This window comes from Planktotalea sp., from assembly GCF_049680325.1.
GTDB lineage: Bacteria > Pseudomonadota > Alphaproteobacteria > Rhodobacterales > Rhodobacteraceae > Planktotalea.
In genome coordinates, this window is record NZ_JBAUHO010000114.1 from 1 (window position 1) to 15,096 (window position 15,096).

Annotated in this window: 20 protein-coding genes and 1 pseudogene; 11 read left to right on the forward strand and 10 right to left on the reverse strand. The window is 54.5% G+C overall.

All coding sequences use genetic code 11. The annotated features are described in order from the left end of the window. Positions 1-354: pseudogene (locus WBC85_RS04760) on the reverse strand (AsmA family protein); the annotation flags it as partial. Positions 355-497: 143 nt separating this feature from the next. Between WBC85_RS04760 and rimO the strand changes: the two are divergent. From rimO to WBC85_RS04775, 3 genes are read left to right on the forward strand one after another with little or no spacing between them, the layout of a single operon-like run. Next, a complete protein-coding gene (gene rimO, locus WBC85_RS04765; RefSeq protein WP_424433530.1) occupies positions 498-1,889 on the forward strand; it encodes a 30S ribosomal protein S12 methylthiotransferase RimO in 1,392 nt (463 codons plus the stop codon). A 41-nt stretch (positions 1,890-1,930) separates the two neighbouring features. Further along, complete coding sequence (locus WBC85_RS04770) at positions 1,931-2,761, forward strand: hypothetical protein (RefSeq protein WP_424433531.1); 831 nt, start codon at positions 1,931-1,933, stop codon at positions 2,759-2,761. A 42-nt stretch (positions 2,762-2,803) separates the two neighbouring features. Next, positions 2,804-3,007 carry a hypothetical protein gene (locus WBC85_RS04775; RefSeq protein WP_424433532.1) on the forward strand — a complete coding sequence of 68 codons (204 nt, stop codon included), beginning with the start codon at positions 2,804-2,806 and terminating at the stop codon, positions 3,005-3,007. Here the strand turns inward: WBC85_RS04775 and WBC85_RS04780 are convergent. From WBC85_RS04780 to WBC85_RS04805, 6 genes are all read right to left on the reverse strand, one after another. Then, complete coding sequence (locus WBC85_RS04780) at positions 2,972-3,418, reverse strand: NUDIX hydrolase (protein ID WP_424433533.1); 447 nt, start codon at positions 3,416-3,418, stop codon at positions 2,972-2,974. The genes WBC85_RS04775 and WBC85_RS04780 overlap by 36 nt on opposite strands. After that, a complete protein-coding gene (locus WBC85_RS04785) occupies positions 3,415-5,034 on the reverse strand; it encodes a long-chain-fatty-acid--CoA ligase (protein WP_424433534.1) in 1,620 nt (539 codons plus the stop codon). Before WBC85_RS04785 ends, WBC85_RS04780 begins: the two co-directional genes overlap by 4 nt. 71 nt (positions 5,035-5,105) lie before the next feature. Beyond that, entirely contained in the window at positions 5,106-5,360 is a 255-nt protein-coding gene (locus WBC85_RS04790) for a DUF6455 family protein (RefSeq protein WP_424433535.1), read from the reverse strand. 3 nt (positions 5,361-5,363) lie between these two features. After that, positions 5,364-5,672: a DUF6455 family protein gene (locus WBC85_RS04795; RefSeq protein ID WP_424433536.1), complete on the reverse strand. Its 309-nt coding sequence runs from the start codon at positions 5,670-5,672 to the stop codon at positions 5,364-5,366. 51 nt (positions 5,673-5,723) lie between these two features. Further along, positions 5,724-6,107 carry a YigZ family protein gene (locus tag WBC85_RS04800; protein WP_424433537.1) on the reverse strand — a complete coding sequence of 128 codons (384 nt, stop codon included), beginning with the start codon at positions 6,105-6,107 and terminating at the stop codon, positions 5,724-5,726. Continuing rightward, positions 6,107-6,832 carry a M48 family metallopeptidase gene (locus tag WBC85_RS04805; protein WP_424433538.1) on the reverse strand — a complete coding sequence of 242 codons (726 nt, stop codon included), beginning with the start codon at positions 6,830-6,832 and terminating at the stop codon, positions 6,107-6,109. The genes WBC85_RS04800 and WBC85_RS04805 overlap by 1 nt, the downstream gene beginning before the upstream one ends. A gap of 123 nt (positions 6,833-6,955) precedes the next feature. Here WBC85_RS04805 and WBC85_RS04810 point away from each other — a divergent pair, with 123 nt between their 5' ends. The 4 genes from WBC85_RS04810 to WBC85_RS04825 all read left to right on the forward strand — a co-directional run bounded on the left by WBC85_RS04810 (position 6,956) and on the right by WBC85_RS04825 (position 9,718). Next, on the forward strand, positions 6,956-7,210 hold the full coding sequence (locus tag WBC85_RS04810; RefSeq protein WP_424433539.1) for a hypothetical protein: 255 nt from the start codon (positions 6,956-6,958) through the stop codon (positions 7,208-7,210). Between the two features lie 58 nt (positions 7,211-7,268). Further along, complete coding sequence (locus WBC85_RS04815; protein WP_424433540.1) at positions 7,269-8,375, forward strand: class II histone deacetylase; 1,107 nt, start codon at positions 7,269-7,271, stop codon at positions 8,373-8,375. A 66-nt stretch (positions 8,376-8,441) separates the two neighbouring features. Next, a complete protein-coding gene (locus tag WBC85_RS04820) occupies positions 8,442-9,020 on the forward strand; it encodes a nitroreductase family protein (RefSeq protein ID WP_424433541.1) in 579 nt (192 codons plus the stop codon). Continuing rightward, a complete protein-coding gene (locus WBC85_RS04825; RefSeq protein WP_424433542.1) occupies positions 9,017-9,718 on the forward strand; it encodes an EI24 domain-containing protein in 702 nt (233 codons plus the stop codon). Before WBC85_RS04820 ends, WBC85_RS04825 begins: the two co-directional genes overlap by 4 nt. Here the strand turns inward: WBC85_RS04825 and WBC85_RS04830 are convergent. Both WBC85_RS04830 and mce read right to left on the reverse strand, forming a co-directional pair. Next, positions 9,672-9,968 carry a DUF1467 family protein gene (locus tag WBC85_RS04830; protein ID WP_424433543.1) on the reverse strand — a complete coding sequence of 99 codons (297 nt, stop codon included), beginning with the start codon at positions 9,966-9,968 and terminating at the stop codon, positions 9,672-9,674. The genes WBC85_RS04825 and WBC85_RS04830 overlap by 47 nt on opposite strands. Further along, positions 9,968-10,372: a methylmalonyl-CoA epimerase gene (mce, locus tag WBC85_RS04835; protein WP_424433544.1), complete on the reverse strand. Its 405-nt coding sequence runs from the start codon at positions 10,370-10,372 to the stop codon at positions 9,968-9,970. The genes WBC85_RS04830 and mce overlap by 1 nt, the downstream gene beginning before the upstream one ends. A 144-nt stretch (positions 10,373-10,516) precedes the next feature. Between mce and WBC85_RS04840 the strand changes: the two genes are divergently transcribed. After that, on the forward strand, positions 10,517-11,233 hold the full coding sequence (locus WBC85_RS04840; protein WP_424433545.1) for a response regulator: 717 nt from the start codon (positions 10,517-10,519) through the stop codon (positions 11,231-11,233). Here the strand turns inward: WBC85_RS04840 and WBC85_RS04845 are convergent. Continuing rightward, positions 11,230-11,940, reverse strand: a complete 711-nt coding sequence (locus tag WBC85_RS04845; RefSeq protein ID WP_424433546.1) for a GNAT family N-acetyltransferase — start codon at positions 11,938-11,940, stop codon at positions 11,230-11,232. The two genes, WBC85_RS04840 and WBC85_RS04845, sit on opposite strands and share 4 nt — an antisense overlap. A 147-nt stretch (positions 11,941-12,087) precedes the next feature. Between WBC85_RS04845 and msrP the strand changes: the two genes are divergently transcribed. Genes msrP through msrQ form a run of 3 tightly spaced genes read left to right on the forward strand, consistent with a single transcriptional unit; the run spans position 12,088 to position 14,838 of the window. Continuing rightward, entirely contained in the window at positions 12,088-12,999 is a 912-nt protein-coding gene (msrP, locus tag WBC85_RS04850; protein WP_424433547.1) for a protein-methionine-sulfoxide reductase catalytic subunit MsrP, read from the forward strand. A 37-nt stretch (positions 13,000-13,036) separates the two neighbouring features. Beyond that, on the forward strand, positions 13,037-14,212 hold the full coding sequence (locus WBC85_RS04855; protein ID WP_424433548.1) for a cytochrome P450: 1,176 nt from the start codon (positions 13,037-13,039) through the stop codon (positions 14,210-14,212). Beyond that, a complete protein-coding gene (msrQ, locus tag WBC85_RS04860) occupies positions 14,209-14,838 on the forward strand; it encodes a protein-methionine-sulfoxide reductase heme-binding subunit MsrQ (protein WP_424433549.1) in 630 nt (209 codons plus the stop codon). Before WBC85_RS04855 ends, msrQ begins: the two co-directional genes overlap by 4 nt. The last annotated feature ends 258 nt before the right edge of the window (positions 14,839-15,096 follow it).

The following is a 15,096-nucleotide window of genomic DNA, read 5'->3' on the forward strand; positions in this document are numbered from 1 at the left end:
GGCATCCCGTTCCAGTACGACGCGGGGGCTATTTGCCTCTAGCTTGGTCACGCGAATTGTAACTGTCAAAATTGCAGGCACATCGACACCTATGGATAGGCTATCCGAGGTGAGCAGTGGCCCGTTCTTGGCCCAATCAGCCGTTCCGATACTAGCAGGGCCAGTGGTAATGCCCAAAGTCGGATAAAGGCTGATCGACGTTTCAGGGCTGATGGTAACGATTCGCCCAGTTTGCTTGCTAAGCTGATCTGCTGCGATGCGGGCGATTTTGTCGCCGGGCAACATAAGAAGACCGATGACGGCAACCACTGCCGCCGCGAGGACGATGACGATCAATCGGATCAAGAAACGCATTTTGGCTGCTCCGCCTTTTTTATTAACTTAAGCCTGCATATAGGGCGCTGCAACAAAGCTGCACTCACATTCTTGGCAACGGCGGTTGGTTGCTGATGCAGTAATGCTTCTCTTAGGGCATTCTTACCCGTATAGAGCGCGCCATGACACAAAACCCACCATCACTTCGCCCTGATCTTGCACCAAGCGTGAAATTGCCCGACGCCGCGCGTCCCGGTCAGCCCCGTATCGGCATGGTCAGCCTTGGTTGCCCCAAAGCACTGGTTGATAGCGAACGCATTTTGACGCGGCTGCGCGCCGAAGGATATGGGATTTCACCCGATTATTCGGGTGCGGATGCGGTGATCGTGAATACGTGCGGTTTCCTTGATAGCGCCAAGGCTGAAAGTCTTGATGCGATCGGCGAAGCGTTGCAGGAGAATGGCAAGGTGATCGTGACGGGATGTCTGGGGGCAGAGCCTGATTACATCCGCGAGCATCATCCAAAAATCTTGGCGGTCACGGGCCCCCATCAGTATGAGCAGGTTCTGGATGCTGTTCATAGCGCTGTTCCACCATCGCCTGATCCCTTTGTCGATTTGCTGCCGGCCTCGGGTGTGTCTTTGACGCCGCGCCACTACAGCTATCTGAAGATTTCCGAGGGCTGCAATCACAAGTGCAAATTCTGCATAATTCCTGACATGCGCGGTCGGCTTGTGTCGCGTCCTGCTCATGCCGTTTTGCGCGAAGCCGAAAAGCTGGTCGAGAATGGCGTGAAAGAATTGTTGGTGATCTCGCAGGACACCTCTGCCTACGGTCTTGATCGCAAATATGATGTGAACCCGTGGAAAGACGGGGAGGTGCGTTCGCACATAACTGATCTATCGCGTGAAATGGGTAAGCTGGGTGCGTGGGTGCGTTTGCACTATGTTTACCCGTATCCATCCGTGCGCGAGTTGATTCCGCTCATGGCCGATCCTGAGAATGGGTTGCTGCCTTATCTCGATATCCCGTTCCAGCATGCGCATCCGGATGTTCTGAAGCGCATGGCGCGCCCGGCGGCAGGAGCTAAAACGCTGGACGAGATCGCGGCATGGCGCGCGCAATGCCCTGACATCACGCTGCGCAGTACGTTTATTGTCGGTTATCCGGGTGAGACAGAGGCAGAGTTTCAAACCCTGCTCGATTGGATGGACGAAGCGCAATTGGATCGCGTCGGCTGCTTCCAATACGAAAATGTTGATGGCGCGCGCAGTAATGCTTTGCCGGATCACGTACCAAGCGAAGTGAAGCAGGATCGTTGGGACCGCTTTATGGAAAAGGCGCAGGCTATTTCCGAGGCAAAGCTGGAGGCCAAAGTCGGCATGCGCATGGATGTCATTGTTGATGAGATCGACGAGGATGCAGCAACCTGCCGCACAAAAGCGGATGCGCCCGAAATTGACGGGAACCTGTTCATTGATGAAGGCTACGAATCGCTCAGCGTTGGCGATATCGTGAGCGTGACAGTGGATGAAGCTGGCGAATATGACCTTTGGGGTGTGCTTGACCGTTAGTGATTAAGGATTCGCTAACTATAGTTGCTTAGGCATTCAGAATGCTTACGCGTTTGCTCTTGTTAACTGTCCTTTGCCTTTCCTTGTTCGCTTGTTCCGGCGGCAACGATGCTGCGCCTGTTGTTTGCAGCGCTTCGTGCGCGAGCGAGGGATCGAAAGATGCCACGGTCAAAACCACGCGAACCATAGCCACCGCCGGCGGGCTCGCGGGTGGATTGGCGGGCGCTGATTTTGACCCTGTGTCCGGGACGTTCACTGTGACGGCTGCGGGACTTAGCGCGCAGATGGCTCGCTTCCCAACTGCCGATTACGGCGCGTTTCTTGCGATGCGTGATGCGGCTGGCATCCACAATGCCTACTTTGCGCAAGGGCAAGGAACGCAGGTGGTTATTTATTCGGGTGGTCTTGCTGGCAGTGTTCTCAACTTGGCGAGCTATGGGCGCACCGGGCCGACCGAATTACCGCTCAACGGGACAGCGCGGTTCAACGGGGATTATGCTGGATTCACGACAACGCGGCGCATCAATGGCAAAGCGCGTCTTGATGTGGATTTCGCTGGCGAGACGATTACAGGGCGCATAACGGATCGCGTTTTTAGACAACGCCCTGATAATGTCGCGGACGTGGTTAATCCCCTCGGCAACGTGATTTTGGAACAGACCAGTTTTAACAATGATGGCAGCTTTAGCGGTAGAACCGGGGGTGGGCAGATCGTAAATGGTCAGGTGCTTTGGAACCCTGCGACAGGCAGTTACGTCGGGCTTATTGGGGGAGCGAGCGGGAATGAGGTTGTTGGAACCATCGCCCTGACCCATCGCGCACCGTCCGGGGCGAATTTTGACGAGATCGGTGGCTTCCTTGCGACGCGATAGCCTTTGGGGTTAGGTGTGGCGCAGAAACAGGAGCGGCCCAAAATGAGTACAGGAAAACAGATCACCGTGGATGGACATATGTTCGACGTTTTAACCGAACAGACAGGTGCAGGCTGGCGTGTGGAAGTCGTAAACAATGTGAAATCGGCGTTTGCTTTCGATCCAACGTTCGACAGCGAAGCCGAAGCGATTGCCCATGCAAGCGATGCGCTACGTTCGCGCGATGTGTCGGATTTCCTCGGCTAGGAAGTCCTGCACTTGTAGTTGCAGATGTGGAACGGCTTGCTTGTGGGCGACGTAGTCTGTCATCGCCATCAATTGCCAATACTGTCCTTCATCACCAAATTGAATCCTGGCAATTTCAGTTGGAGTAACGGGCGCCGCAAAGAACCAGTTGGTTGAGCCTATTTGCAAGACGCTTGGATATTGTCGCCCCCATGAAATGCGTTCGGGATCTATACGCAACCCGAACTCTTCAAAGGTTTCGCGCAAGGCGCAGTCCTGAGGTGTTTCATCCCCTTCAGCGCCGCCCCCGGGCAAGTCCCAGAGCGCGCGGAAGGGGATGTTTGGTTTGTCATCACGCAGGTAAGTGATGAGCGCGCCATCGCAGTGCAAGATGATCTTTGCACCGCTAAAGCTACGCTCAAGCTGGGTCATCCCATCAAGACCTGACCGAACTCGTCACGCAAGTTCCGCTTGAGCACTTTGCCCGTCGCGTTGCGTGGTAGGGCATCGGTAAAGACAACCATGTCGGGCTTTTGCCAGCTAGCGATCTTACCATCGAAGAAGGCAATCAAATCCTCAGGCTTGGGGTCTGCACCTTCGGCTTTAACTGCGACCAAGATCGGGCGCTCGTCCCATTTAGGATGCGCTGCACCAATAACCGCGGCTTCCAGCAGGTCAGGGTGTGCGGCCGCGATGTTTTCCAACTCGACAGAACTGATCCATTCGCCGCCAGATTTGATGATATCCTTGGAGCGATCGCAAATGGTCATAAAGCCATCCTCGTCAATCCGTGCAACATCACCTGTGTCGAACCAACCGTCGCGCAATTCTTCCGGCTTTTCAGGACGGAAATAGCCTGAAAGCACCCAAGGTCCGCGCACCAGAAGATCGCCTTGTGCCTTGTCATCATGGGGCAGGGCATTGCCATCTTCATCGACGATTTTCAGTTGCATGCCGTAAGGTGGGCGGCCCTGATTTTCACGCAGTTTGTGCTGTGCTTCGATCGGTAGGTCGGCGTGTTTGGCAAGGGGTTGGTTCGATGTGCCCAGCGGGCTCATTTCGGTCATGCCCCACGCATGAACCAGATCGACGTTGTACACATCTCGGAAGGTATTAATCATGATCGGCGGGCAGGCGGAACCACCTACGACAGTGCGCTCTAAGCTCTCCAGTTTACTGCCCGCTGCCTTCGCGGCCATGAGCAAGCCTTGCCAGATCGTTGGCACGCCAAGCGCTACGTTGATCTTTTCATTATCAATAAGCTTGAGAAGGCTTGAGCCATCAAGCCCCGGTCCCGGCATAACGAGACGCGCGCCAACCATGGCGGCGGAATAGGGTGTTCCCCAAGCATTCACGTGGAACATGGGAACGACAGGCAGAACGATGTCGCGTGCCGAAAAGCCGATGCAATCAGGTAGCGCTGCCGCGAAGCTGTGAAGCATGGTTGAACGGTGCGAATAGAGAACGCCCTTGGGATTACCCGTTGTGCCAGAGGTATAGCAAAGGCTGGAGGCAGTGTTCTCATCGAAGTCTGGCCAAACGTAATCCTTGTCGCCCGTTTCGATAAACTCGTCGTAGAACTGTAGCTCTGGAATCTGCGCAAGCGCGGCTTCGTCACGCGCGCCCATCAAAATGATCGCCTTTAGCGTTGGCATTTTGTCTTTCAGGGCTGCTGCAAGTGGCAGGAAAGTGGCGTCAATAAACAGCACTTCATCTTCGGCATGATTGACGATGTAGACAAGCTGTTCAGGAAAAAGGCGCGGGTTGATTGTGTGGCAGACAAACTGCCCACCGGACACGCCGAAATAGATTTCCAGATGGCGTCGGTTGTTCCATGCGATTGTTGCGCAGCGGGCTGATGGTTCCAGTCCCATTTTTGTCAGCGCACTTGCCAGCTTCTTTGAGTTCTGCTGCACTTCGCCCCAGTTGGAGCGGGTGATCGTACCGTCCGTTTCGACGGAGGTGATTTCTGTTTTCCCATGATATCGACCCGCGTGATCCACGAGCGATGAAATTAGTAAGTTGTCCTGCATCATTTGACCGAGCATAGTCGTATCCTCCCAAAGATTATGCCTTAGAAGGATATGGCGTGCTGGTTTTTGTCAACGCAATTGCAGGTTTAACGTTGCGAGAGACGGTCGAAAACTGGACGGTTCGGGCAGTTTGCAGGTGCGCTCGATGCCAACCTGTCTTGGGTATTGACCCATGCGCGGCATTCGTCGACACAATTACATTTGCGACACCGGGTAATTAGATCGGCGAAGTCGTTTGGCTGTAGACGCGCCGCGGACATTTCTTCGCTTAGGCTAAGACCCCAAGCGCGCGCGACATTGCGCGTGAGTGCCATATGCTGGTGAACCGATCCAAGTTGCATATTCTAAGACCTTTGTACCGATTTCAGCCTGTTCAGCGTTGCGCTATTTTCGCAGCGTACTGGCACGGGTTGCAACGCTATGCCGGGTTGATCCAGAAAACTCTGGCAGCCTCGGGCCCAAGAACATCCCTGGCAGCGCGTGACAAACTTGGACCAGCTTTCTTGTGACAGTTCCCCGGCCTTATAGGCAGAAGAAAGGTCGACGCCTGTGCGTTTTGCCATGCGCTGGGCCAACCAGAAATGTTTGATCCGTGCGCCAAGTTTGCGCGGACGTGAAGAAACGGGTGTAAGAGCAGTCATGTCATGTCCCATCCTAGTTTGTGATGAAACTAGCAAGCTTGGACATCGCTGCCTTGATTCAGATCAGGTTTGCTCGGGCGCTTTGCTGGGTAAATCAGGCGCTTCGCTAAGGTAGGCGTTTACGCAGTCCTGAACGCGTCGAAATCTGTCGCCGCCCAAATGTGTGCCGCCATACCATCGGGTCACAACAATAAGGTGATCCATCAGGTCTGCACGTTCCAGCATCCGTAGAATAATTGCGCCTGCGCCGCTTTCTCCGTCGTCGTTCTTGATCGGGCTGCCGTCAGAACACAGAAGCGCCCATGTATTGTGCGTTGCTTTGGCAAACCGCTTGTTTCGCTTTAGCACTTTTATCAAAGCGAGCGCTTCGGACTTGCTGCGCGCAGGCGCGCCGCTAACGGCATATTTGGAGCCGCGGTCCGAAACGACATGCGCGATCTGAAACACTACTTCAACGTTGCGGCTGTCTGGCGCACAGTTTCAATTCGCGCGGCGTTTGGCGGGTGGGTGCCAAGAAAGGTGTTTCCAGGATCAGCGATCCGCGTAAAGAATGCCGCGCCGCGCACGGGGTCGTATCCAGCCTTGTGGGTAATCACAGTGCCAAGGCGGTCGGCTTCCAGTTCAAAGTCTTTGGAATAGCTGCGCGCACCGAGCGTTGCGCCCACTTCCTGAGCGGATTGCACGATCTGATCGCCGCCGCCTGTAATGGCCGCGATGCTACCCAAAATAACTGCGCCTGCCGTCGCGTTTCGCTGCTGGCGAGCGATATGGCTTTCGATGTGATGTGAGGCTTCGTGCCCCATGACGAAGGCCAATTCATCTGCATTCCGTACAGTCGCGATCAAGGGAATGTTGAAGGCCAATACGGGGCGCCCTGCTTTGTCCAGTGTTTGGAACGCATTTGGTGCCTGGCCGGGGCGATCATCAACAACAATGTTGAAATCGCAATTCATACCGCTGGTGCGCGCGCGACACTCGGCCTCTGCGACGGGTTCGACGGTTTTGACGACGTTCACAAACTGGCGCGCAGCGCGTTCAGCGCTGAGCGAGACTGCGGTGTCGGGCGCTGGCGTCACAGGCGTCGCTGGTGTCGGCGCTTGTGGTTCGCTGGGCACCATAGAGCAAGCGCTGATTGTTAAAGCGAGGAGTGGTGCGAGAAAACGAAATTTCATGTGGGTGAACTGCCTGAGTGTTCTACGTCCCGAGCAAGATAGGCGCGGCGTGCGTTCAATACCAGTCACGAATTCGCGCTGATAAACATTGCCCGCAGGCGGTACGCAGCCTAAGCTACTTTCATGTTTACCATTGAGCACGAGTTTGACGCGTCAGTGATTACGCTAGTCGATGAAGGCACGCTGCCTTTACAAGAAGATATTGTAATCAACGCCTTTGCCGAATGCATCACGCTAGAGCAATTTAATCCAGTTGAAGGGCGGGCCGAGAAGGTCACGCTGAGCATCGAGCAAGTGCGCGATTTGTCTGCGGCGCTTGATCTGCCCGAGGGCGTGTATCGGATACGGCCCGAGAGCGAGCATGACGAAGAACCCTAGCGAAACCTTTTGACCCGCGCTGCGCACTGGCTAAGCTGCCCGAAAAAGGGAGCTAACTATGCGCACGGGATTTTTCTGGGATGAAAGCTGTTTCTGGCACGGCGGCGGAAACTACGCCAGCATGATGCCAGTGGGGGGCTTGGTGCAACCCATGGTCAATGGCGGATTGCCCGAAAGCCCTGAAAGCAAACGACGCTTTAAAAACCTTCTGGATATGACGGGCCTGTCTGGTGAGCTTGCCATGCAAAGCGCTGACGCCGCATCGACGCAGGACTTGCTGCGCGTTCATCCCAAGAGCTACCTCGATCAATTCAAAGCAATGTCCGATGCGGGTGGCGGCGAGATCGGTTTGCGGTGTTCCTTTGGGCCGGGTGGCTATGAGATTGCGGCGCAATCCTCGGGGCTTGCGATTGGGGCCTTGAACGCGGTTCTGAAGGGGGATGTGCGCAATGCCTATTCCTTGTCCCGACCGCCCGGACATCACTGTATGCCTGATGAGCCTATGGGTTTTTGCCTACTTGCAAATATTGCCATTGCGGTTGAGGCAGCGCGCGCCGCTGGCCTTACCAAGCGGGTCGCGGTTCTGGATTGGGATGTTCACCATGGCAATGGAACCGAAGCAATTTTTTATGATCGCGCGGATGTTTTGACGGTTTCGATCCATCAGGAAAACAATTTCCCGGTGGATACCGGTCGCTTTGAAGATCGCGGGCAGGGCGCGGGCGAGGGGTTCAATCTAAACATTCCTTTGCCTGCAGGCGCGGGCCACGCGAGCTATCTCGAAGTGATGGAAGCCATCGTTCTACCCCGGCTGCGCGCATATCAGCCCGAGGTTATCATTGTTGCTTGCGGTTTTGATGCAACGATCATCGATCCGCTTGGCCGCATGAGCGCGACAGCCGAGACGTTCAAAAGAATGACGCATCAGGTCATGGCGCTGGCCGATGACATTTGCGACGGGCGGTTGGTTATGGTGCATGAGGGCGGTTATTCAGAGGTCTACGTTCCCTTTTGCGGTCACGGTGTTTTGGAACAGATGAGCGGCAGTAACATCACCGCACCCGATCCGATGGCGGCCCTCTATGAAAAGCGCCAACCAGGGCAGGCGCATCAACGTTTTGTCAGCGGCGAGATAGCGCAGATGCGGGATGCGTTGGGGCTTTAGCGTGTTTTACGGTTGAAACCGTCGCTGCGAATGCTGATGTAGCGAGCAATCAATAAGGAGGCGCCTGTGCCTGATCCAAACCCCGCCGCGATGGAGTTCTTTCTCAATCGGCGCTCGCGTCCCGCCAAGACCTTGCAGGCACCCGTTCCAAGCCGTGATGCGTTGGAGCCGATATTGACCGCCGCTTCGCGCACACCAGATCACGGTAAACTGGAGCCATGGCGCTTTATTGTAATTCAAGGCGCTGCGATGGATCGCTTGGCAGCTTTGGCGCGGACACGCGGCGCGGCACTTGGCTATGATGCAGAGAAGATCGAAAAGGGGGCCGCGCAATTTGTAACTGGCGAATTGGCCGTTGTGGTTGTTGAATCGCAAAAACCATCGGAAAAGGTGCCTGCGATCGAGCAAACCTATGCTGTTGGCGGTGTTTGCCTTGCGTTGCTAAATGCCGCTTTGGCGAGCGGCTGGGGCGCAAACTGGTTGTCTGGCTGGCCCTCGCATGACCCTGCATTTGTTGAAGAGGGCTTTGGCTTGAACGCACTCGAACGTATCGCTGGGATTATCCACATCGGAACGGAAAAAGCTGCGCCGCCCGAGCGTCCGCGCCCTGATCTGGAAACTATCACAAGTTGGGTTTCCAAATGATCTTTTCAGCTTTCTTCAAATCGGTCGCGCAAATGGGCGATCCGCGATTTCGCCGTGTTCTGTTTCTGGGCATTGCGCTGACCTTTGCGCTGCTTGCCGGGTTTTATGCGCTTTTCCTCACGGTAATGAATGAAGCGATTGATGGCGGCATCAGCTTGCCCATCGTCGGCGAAGTCACCTGGATCGGCGATTTGCTTGGTTGGGGATCGTTATTCCTGATGCTGTTCTTGTCGATGTTTCTAATGGTGCCTGTCGCATCAGCGATTACATCGTTGTTTCTGGACGAGGTCGCGGCCGCGGTCGAGGCCAAACACTATCCAACACTCGCGCCTGTCAAACCAACGCCCTTCTATGAATCCCTACGTGATACGGTGAATTTTTTGGGCATTTTAATAGGGGCGAATATTCTGGCGGTATTGCTCTATGTTATGATGCCTTTCGCCGCGATCTTCATCTTCTGGGCGCTGAACGGCTTCTTGCTGGGGCGGGAATACTTTCAAATTGCAGCTATGCGCCGTTTAGGCCGCGACGGCGCAAAGCAAGCGCGCAAAGAGAACTTTGGTTTGATCTGGCTGGCGGGGTGCTTAATGGCACTGCCTTTGACAGTGCCATTGCTGAACCTGTTCATCCCGATTTTAGGCGCCGCGACATTTACCCATTTGTTCCACGCGACACAGCGGGCTCGCTCATCCGGTTGAACCAATCCAGATCGCGGACTGTAATTGCACCTGACAGAATGGTGCCAGCAATGATGCACCACAATACGACGCTGATTGCCGTTGTGATCCACGCCTTTTTCTTGAGATTGTGGTTCTCGGGTGATCCGGCGTGCGTGCCGGGAACGACTTCGCCGATGTCACCTTGAGTTTGCAAGCGGATCGGGATCACGATCAGGAACGTCATGAACCAGATCACAGCAAAAAGTACGAGGGCTGATGTGATCCCCATTACACTTGCTCCAGTTCGGTCAAAACACCATTCATATCCTTTGGGTGCAGGAAGATAACTGGTTTCCCATGCGCGCCAATTTTCGGTTCGCCATTTCCAAGGACGCGCAGACCTGACGCCTTGAGGCTATCGCGCGCAGCGATGATGTCATCGACCTCGTAGCAGACATGATGGATGCCGCCCGCCGGGTTCTTTTCAAGAAAGCCGTTGATCGGGCTGTCGTCGCCTAATGGGTAGAGCAGCTCGATCTTGGTATTGGGCAATTCGATAAAGATGACGGTGACGCCGTGATCTGGTTCATCCTGCGGTGCGCCGACTTTTGCGCCAAGGGCATCGCGATACTGCGCTGCAGCGGCTTCAAGATCAGGCACTGCGATGGCTACGTGGTTCAATCGTCCAATCATGGGAATCTCCGGTTCATTCTGTTTGGCCTTTATATGAAGCGGCAAGCAGGTCTCGGCAAGCGGCGCAAAGACGCGGGCGCTTTAACGGCTTGTTAGCATCGTTGTCCTAGCGTTCCTGAAGGATGTCTAAGAAGCGAGGATGCTATGAATGAGATGGAATACACATTACTGACACCAGCGCCGACGGCCACACGCCCGTTGCTAGGTCTGACGATACTGGTGGTGGAGGACAGTCGCTTTGCCTGCGATGCGATGCGGCTCTTGTGTTTGCGTAGCGGAGCCCGAATTCGCCGAGCCGATTGTCTGAAATCAGCGCGTCGCCATTTGCAGGTCTACCGTCCCAGTGTGGTCATTATTGATCTTGGTCTGCCGGATGGCTCGGGCGCTGATCTTATCCATGAGTTGTCTCAGGTAGAGCCGCGTATTTCAGCGATTCTAGCAATTAGCGGTGATGATATGAATGAGGCGATTGCGCTAGCCGCAGGTGCAGACAAGTTCATTGCCAAACCGCTGGCGAGCCTGAGCGAGTTTCAATCGGCAGTTCTAACAGCCTTGCCCGAAGAGCTGCGTCCCGCCGGGCTTCGTAAAATCACAGATGAGGAGGTTGAGCCGGATCCGATGGCCTATCGCGATGACATGGCCCATGCCGCAGAAATGCTGACGGTTGATGCGGATATGAAAACCTTGGACTACGTCGCCCAGTTTCTGCAGGGCGTCGCGAAAAGTGCGAAAGATGACCAGCTTGCGCGTGCGGCAGGGCGACTTGCGCGCGCGCGCGCCGAAGGGGGCACGATCCACAGTTATCAGGCAAGACTGGCAGGCTTGGTACGAGAGCGCGTGACAGAGCAAATCGCGATTTAGAGGGAAGGATCGCTCGCAACTCGGACAAGGCCGGTCAGATCACCAAGGCGTTCACGTTGTTGGGCGTCTTGGTCAAAGTTCGCGGGATCGAGCCAGACGCGATAGGCCTCTTTTAGCGCGGGCCATTCTGTGTCGATCATCGCGAACCAAGCGGTATCGCGGTTGCGGCCCTTAACGACCAATGCCTGACGAAAGGTGCCCTCATAACTAAAGCCCAAACGCTGCGCGGCGCGGCGGGATGGTGCGTTCAGTGCGTTGCATTTCCATTCAAAGCGGCGATAGCCTGCATCAAAGGCCCATTGCATCGTAAGATAGATCGCTTCGGTGGATGCAGGGCTGCGTTGCATAGCCTGCGAAAAATTGATGTTGCCGACCTCGATCGAACCGGCCTTTGGTGCAATTCGAAGGTAACTGAGCACTCCGAGATAGGCGTTTTTTCTTAGGTCATAAACGGCGAAGAACAGATTAGACGTGTCTGCGGTCACCTCTTTTACCCAGCGGTGATATTGGGCCGCAGAATGGAATGGGCCAGCAGGCAGATAGTCGTAAAGGTAATCCTGGCCTTCAAATGCATTGAACAAAAGCGCAGCGTGTTTTTCCGCCTCTAGCGGTTCAAGTCGGCAATAGCGTCCCGAAAGCGTCATCGGCTTTGGCGCATCGGGAGGCGTCCAGTCTGGAACAGGCGGGCCTAACGGTCTGTCATTCATAAACATATCCTTCTGGACAAACTGTGCCTTGAAATTGAAACAAGCGAAAGGGCGATTGTTGCAGGTCCGGCACGGCATTGTGAGATCATGGGCATTGGTCTGTGATCGGTGACTGGCTATGTTGCGTTCGAACAAAGGAGTTGCCCCATGGCCTATCGTTGGAAGAATGACCTAAAAGATGCAGACGTCACGGATCACGCCCTGTTTCTGAACCGCCGGCAGCTTATGGCCGGTGTTGCTGGCGCTGGTCTTGTCGCCGCGACCGGTGGTCCGCGTGCCGCGTTTGCGCAAGCAGCGTTAGAGCCAAACAGTTTTGAGGACATCACCAGCTACAACAACTTCTACGAATTCGGCACAGGCAAGGATGACCCTGCTAAATACGCCAGCAAGCTGACGACAGCGCCGTGGACTGTCACTATCGATGGGCTGGTCGACAAGCCGGGCGAATATGATTTCGCTGACATCATGGCAAAGATGACAGTTGAAGAACGTATTTATCGTTTCCGTTGCGTTGAGGCCTGGTCGATGGTGGTGCCTTGGAACGGGTTCGAGCTGAAAGACCTGCTGGATCTGGCAGGGGTTCAATCCGGGGCGAAGTATGTTGCCTTCGAAACGCTCTATCGCCCCGACGAAATGGTAGGGCAGAAGTTCCCGGTTCTGGAGTGGCCTTATGTAGAAGGTCTGCGTCTTGACGAGGCGATGCATCCGCTGACGATTATGGCGACGGGCATTTATGGCAAAGACCTTCCAAACCAGAACGGCGCGCCGCTCCGGCTTGTTGTGCCTTGGAAGTACGGTTTTAAGTCGATCAAGTCAGTGGTCAAAATCACACTGACCGATAAAGAGCCGCCCACCAGCTGGAACGTCGCAAACAGTCGTGAATATGGCTTTTACTCTAATGTGAATCCGAATGTGGATCACAAACGCTGGTCCCAAGCGACAGAACGCCAGATCGGTGGCGGCTTGTTTGCCAAACGCATCCCGACCTTAATGCTTAATGGCTATGAAGACGAGGTTGCGGGCCTTTATGACGGTATGGACCTGAGCGTGAACTTCTAGGCTTGAATGGCATTGGCGCATTTGTAATCGTTTCGCGATGAAAGCAATCTCATACACATCCGACTTTTATGGCGACGCGTTTATTCTGGATCCGCTTCCGCATTATGCACAAATGCGTGCTGCCGGACCCGTTGTTTGGCTAGAACAGAACAACGCCTATGCTGTCGCGCGTGACGCAGAGGTCAAAGACGTGCTGAGACGCTCAGATGTCTTTGTGTCTGGCAAAGGGTTGTCATTGAATGATGATGTGAATGCGATGCTTGTCGGCTCCACTTTGAATTCTGACGGTGATCTGCATCACACACGCCGCTCGATAACTGCGCGTCCGATAATGCCGAAGAATATCGAAACGCTTCGCGGGCGCATCGAAACCATCTCTGAGGAATTGGCAGCCAGCTTGAGCAAGAAGGTTCGCTTTGATGCGGTTACGGAGTTCGCGCAAGTCTTGCCGCTTGCCGTTGTTGTTGATCTGGTCGGCCTTGGCGATGCAGGTGAAGGTAACATGCTGAAATGGGCTTCCGCTACGTTCAATCTGTTTGAAGGGTTTAATGATCGCAGCAAGGAAGCGTTTTCCGATCTGGTTGGATTGCAGAAATTTCTGTCCGAACACGGAAAGCCCGAACACCTTGCGGATGGCGGACTGGCTAAACGCATCTTTGAAGTGGCCGAAGAGAAGGGCCTGACACAAAGTGAGGCAGCGCAACAAATGCGTGACTATATTAATCCGTCGCTTGATACGACGATTTCGGCTGCTGGATTTGCGGCTTACTATTTCGCGAAGTTCCCGGAGCAATGGGATGTGTTGCGCAAAGATCCGTCTCTGGTTGCAAATGCGGTCGAAGAAGTCGTGCGAATGGCGACACCCATTCGGGCCTTTTCGCGTTATGTGGCCCAAGACACGACGATAAGCGGAGTCGATTTGCCAGAAGGGTCGCGGGTGATCGCCGTCTATGCCTCCGCCAATCGGGATGACGCGGTTTGGGAGGATCCAGATACATTTGATGTGCGCCGCGTCGTTCGCAAGCACATCGGCTTTGGCCACGGCGTTCACACATGCATGGGGCTGCACCTTGCACGGTTGGAATTGATAAGTCTGATCCGTGCAATGCTGCCGCGTGTTAAGCGCTGGCACATCGAGGGTCAGCCAGCAATTGCAATGAACAATACTATACGTGCGTTTGGATATCTTCCCATGAGGATTGAAGCAGCATGATCGCGGATAAGATTAACAGGACTGCGCGCCGCATTCCTGCATGGCTGGTATATGTCCTTGGCATTTTGCCTGCCGGCTGGTTTCTTTATCAGGGTCTGACGGGTGGATTGGGCGCAGAACCTATCAAGGCGCTGGAGCACGAGCTTGGTGAGTTCGGGTTGAAGCTATTGATCCTTGGCCTATGTATCACGCCCCTTCGCAAACATCTGGGGGTTAACCTGATTAGGTTCCGCCGTGCGATTGGTGTGATGACCTTTGTATATGTGTTTCTTCATTTGCTGGTCTGGCTAGTGCTGGATGTTCAGATTGTCAGCCAGATCTGGGCGGACATTCTGAAGCGTCCGTATATCACCGTCGGTATGGTCGGCTTTGCGATGATGATTCCACTGGCGCTGACATCCAACAACTACAGTGTTCGGAAACTTGGAATGCGCTGGCGCACGCTTCACAAGCTGACCTATGGAATCGCAATCCTCGGGGCTTTGCACTTTGTGATGGTCGCAAAAGGCATCCAGATTGAGCCTTTGATCTATATGGCAGTCGTTCTTGGGCTCCTGGCGCTAAGGATTCCCAGGACATCACTCCGGCTTGCAGGGCGATTCACGCGCGAGTCTGTGGATAACTGACGTCTTATCCACATTGTCGTAGATTTCGTCCTAAATGAGCAAACGGCTGCGCAATCATATTATCCAAAACGGACTGCAAATGACTGTTTTCGTTCGTAAAACGGTAAAAACGGAAAAAAGTGAATTTCGTTGAAAAAAGCACTTGCGGGTTCTTGGTGATAACACTAGAACCCCCTTCAGCAGCAACGAGATGATCGGCGCTGCACTAGTTGATCGGCGGCAACGCGGTGATGTTAGGGACTAAAATCGAGATAATGA

Bases quoted from the DNA above. Each gene is read 5' to 3' on its own strand.
- rimO (WP_424433530.1), top strand. From the start codon at position 498: ATGACACAAAACCCACCATCACTTCGCCCTGATCTTGCACCAAGCGTG.
- WBC85_RS04770 (WP_424433531.1), top strand. From the start codon at position 1,931: ATGCTTACGCGTTTGCTCTTGTTAACTGTCCTTTGCCTTTCCTTGTTC.
- WBC85_RS04775 (WP_424433532.1), top strand. From the start codon at position 2,804: ATGAGTACAGGAAAACAGATCACCGTGGATGGACATATGTTCGACGTT.
- WBC85_RS04780 (WP_424433533.1), bottom strand. From the start codon at position 3,418: ATGACCCAGCTTGAGCGTAGCTTTAGCGGTGCAAAGATCATCTTGCAC.
- WBC85_RS04785 (WP_424433534.1), bottom strand. From the start codon at position 5,034: ATGCTCGGTCAAATGATGCAGGACAACTTACTAATTTCATCGCTCGTG.
- WBC85_RS04790 (WP_424433535.1), bottom strand. From the start codon at position 5,360: ATGCAACTTGGATCGGTTCACCAGCATATGGCACTCACGCGCAATGTC.
- WBC85_RS04795 (WP_424433536.1), bottom strand. From the start codon at position 5,672: ATGGGACATGACATGACTGCTCTTACACCCGTTTCTTCACGTCCGCGC.
- WBC85_RS04805 (WP_424433538.1), bottom strand. From the start codon at position 6,832: ATGAAATTTCGTTTTCTCGCACCACTCCTCGCTTTAACAATCAGCGCT.
- WBC85_RS04810 (WP_424433539.1), top strand. From the start codon at position 6,956: ATGTTTACCATTGAGCACGAGTTTGACGCGTCAGTGATTACGCTAGTC.
- WBC85_RS04815 (WP_424433540.1), top strand. From the start codon at position 7,269: ATGCGCACGGGATTTTTCTGGGATGAAAGCTGTTTCTGGCACGGCGGC.
- WBC85_RS04825 (WP_424433542.1), top strand. From the start codon at position 9,017: ATGATCTTTTCAGCTTTCTTCAAATCGGTCGCGCAAATGGGCGATCCG.
- WBC85_RS04830 (WP_424433543.1), bottom strand. From the start codon at position 9,968: ATGGGGATCACATCAGCCCTCGTACTTTTTGCTGTGATCTGGTTCATG.
- mce (WP_424433544.1), bottom strand. From the start codon at position 10,372: ATGATTGGACGATTGAACCACGTAGCCATCGCAGTGCCTGATCTTGAA.
- WBC85_RS04840 (WP_424433545.1), top strand. From the start codon at position 10,517: ATGAATGAGATGGAATACACATTACTGACACCAGCGCCGACGGCCACA.
- WBC85_RS04845 (WP_424433546.1), bottom strand. From the start codon at position 11,940: ATGAATGACAGACCGTTAGGCCCGCCTGTTCCAGACTGGACGCCTCCC.
- msrP (WP_424433547.1), top strand. From the start codon at position 12,088: ATGGCCTATCGTTGGAAGAATGACCTAAAAGATGCAGACGTCACGGAT.
- WBC85_RS04855 (WP_424433548.1), top strand. From the start codon at position 13,037: ATGAAAGCAATCTCATACACATCCGACTTTTATGGCGACGCGTTTATT.
- msrQ (WP_424433549.1), top strand. From the start codon at position 14,209: ATGATCGCGGATAAGATTAACAGGACTGCGCGCCGCATTCCTGCATGG.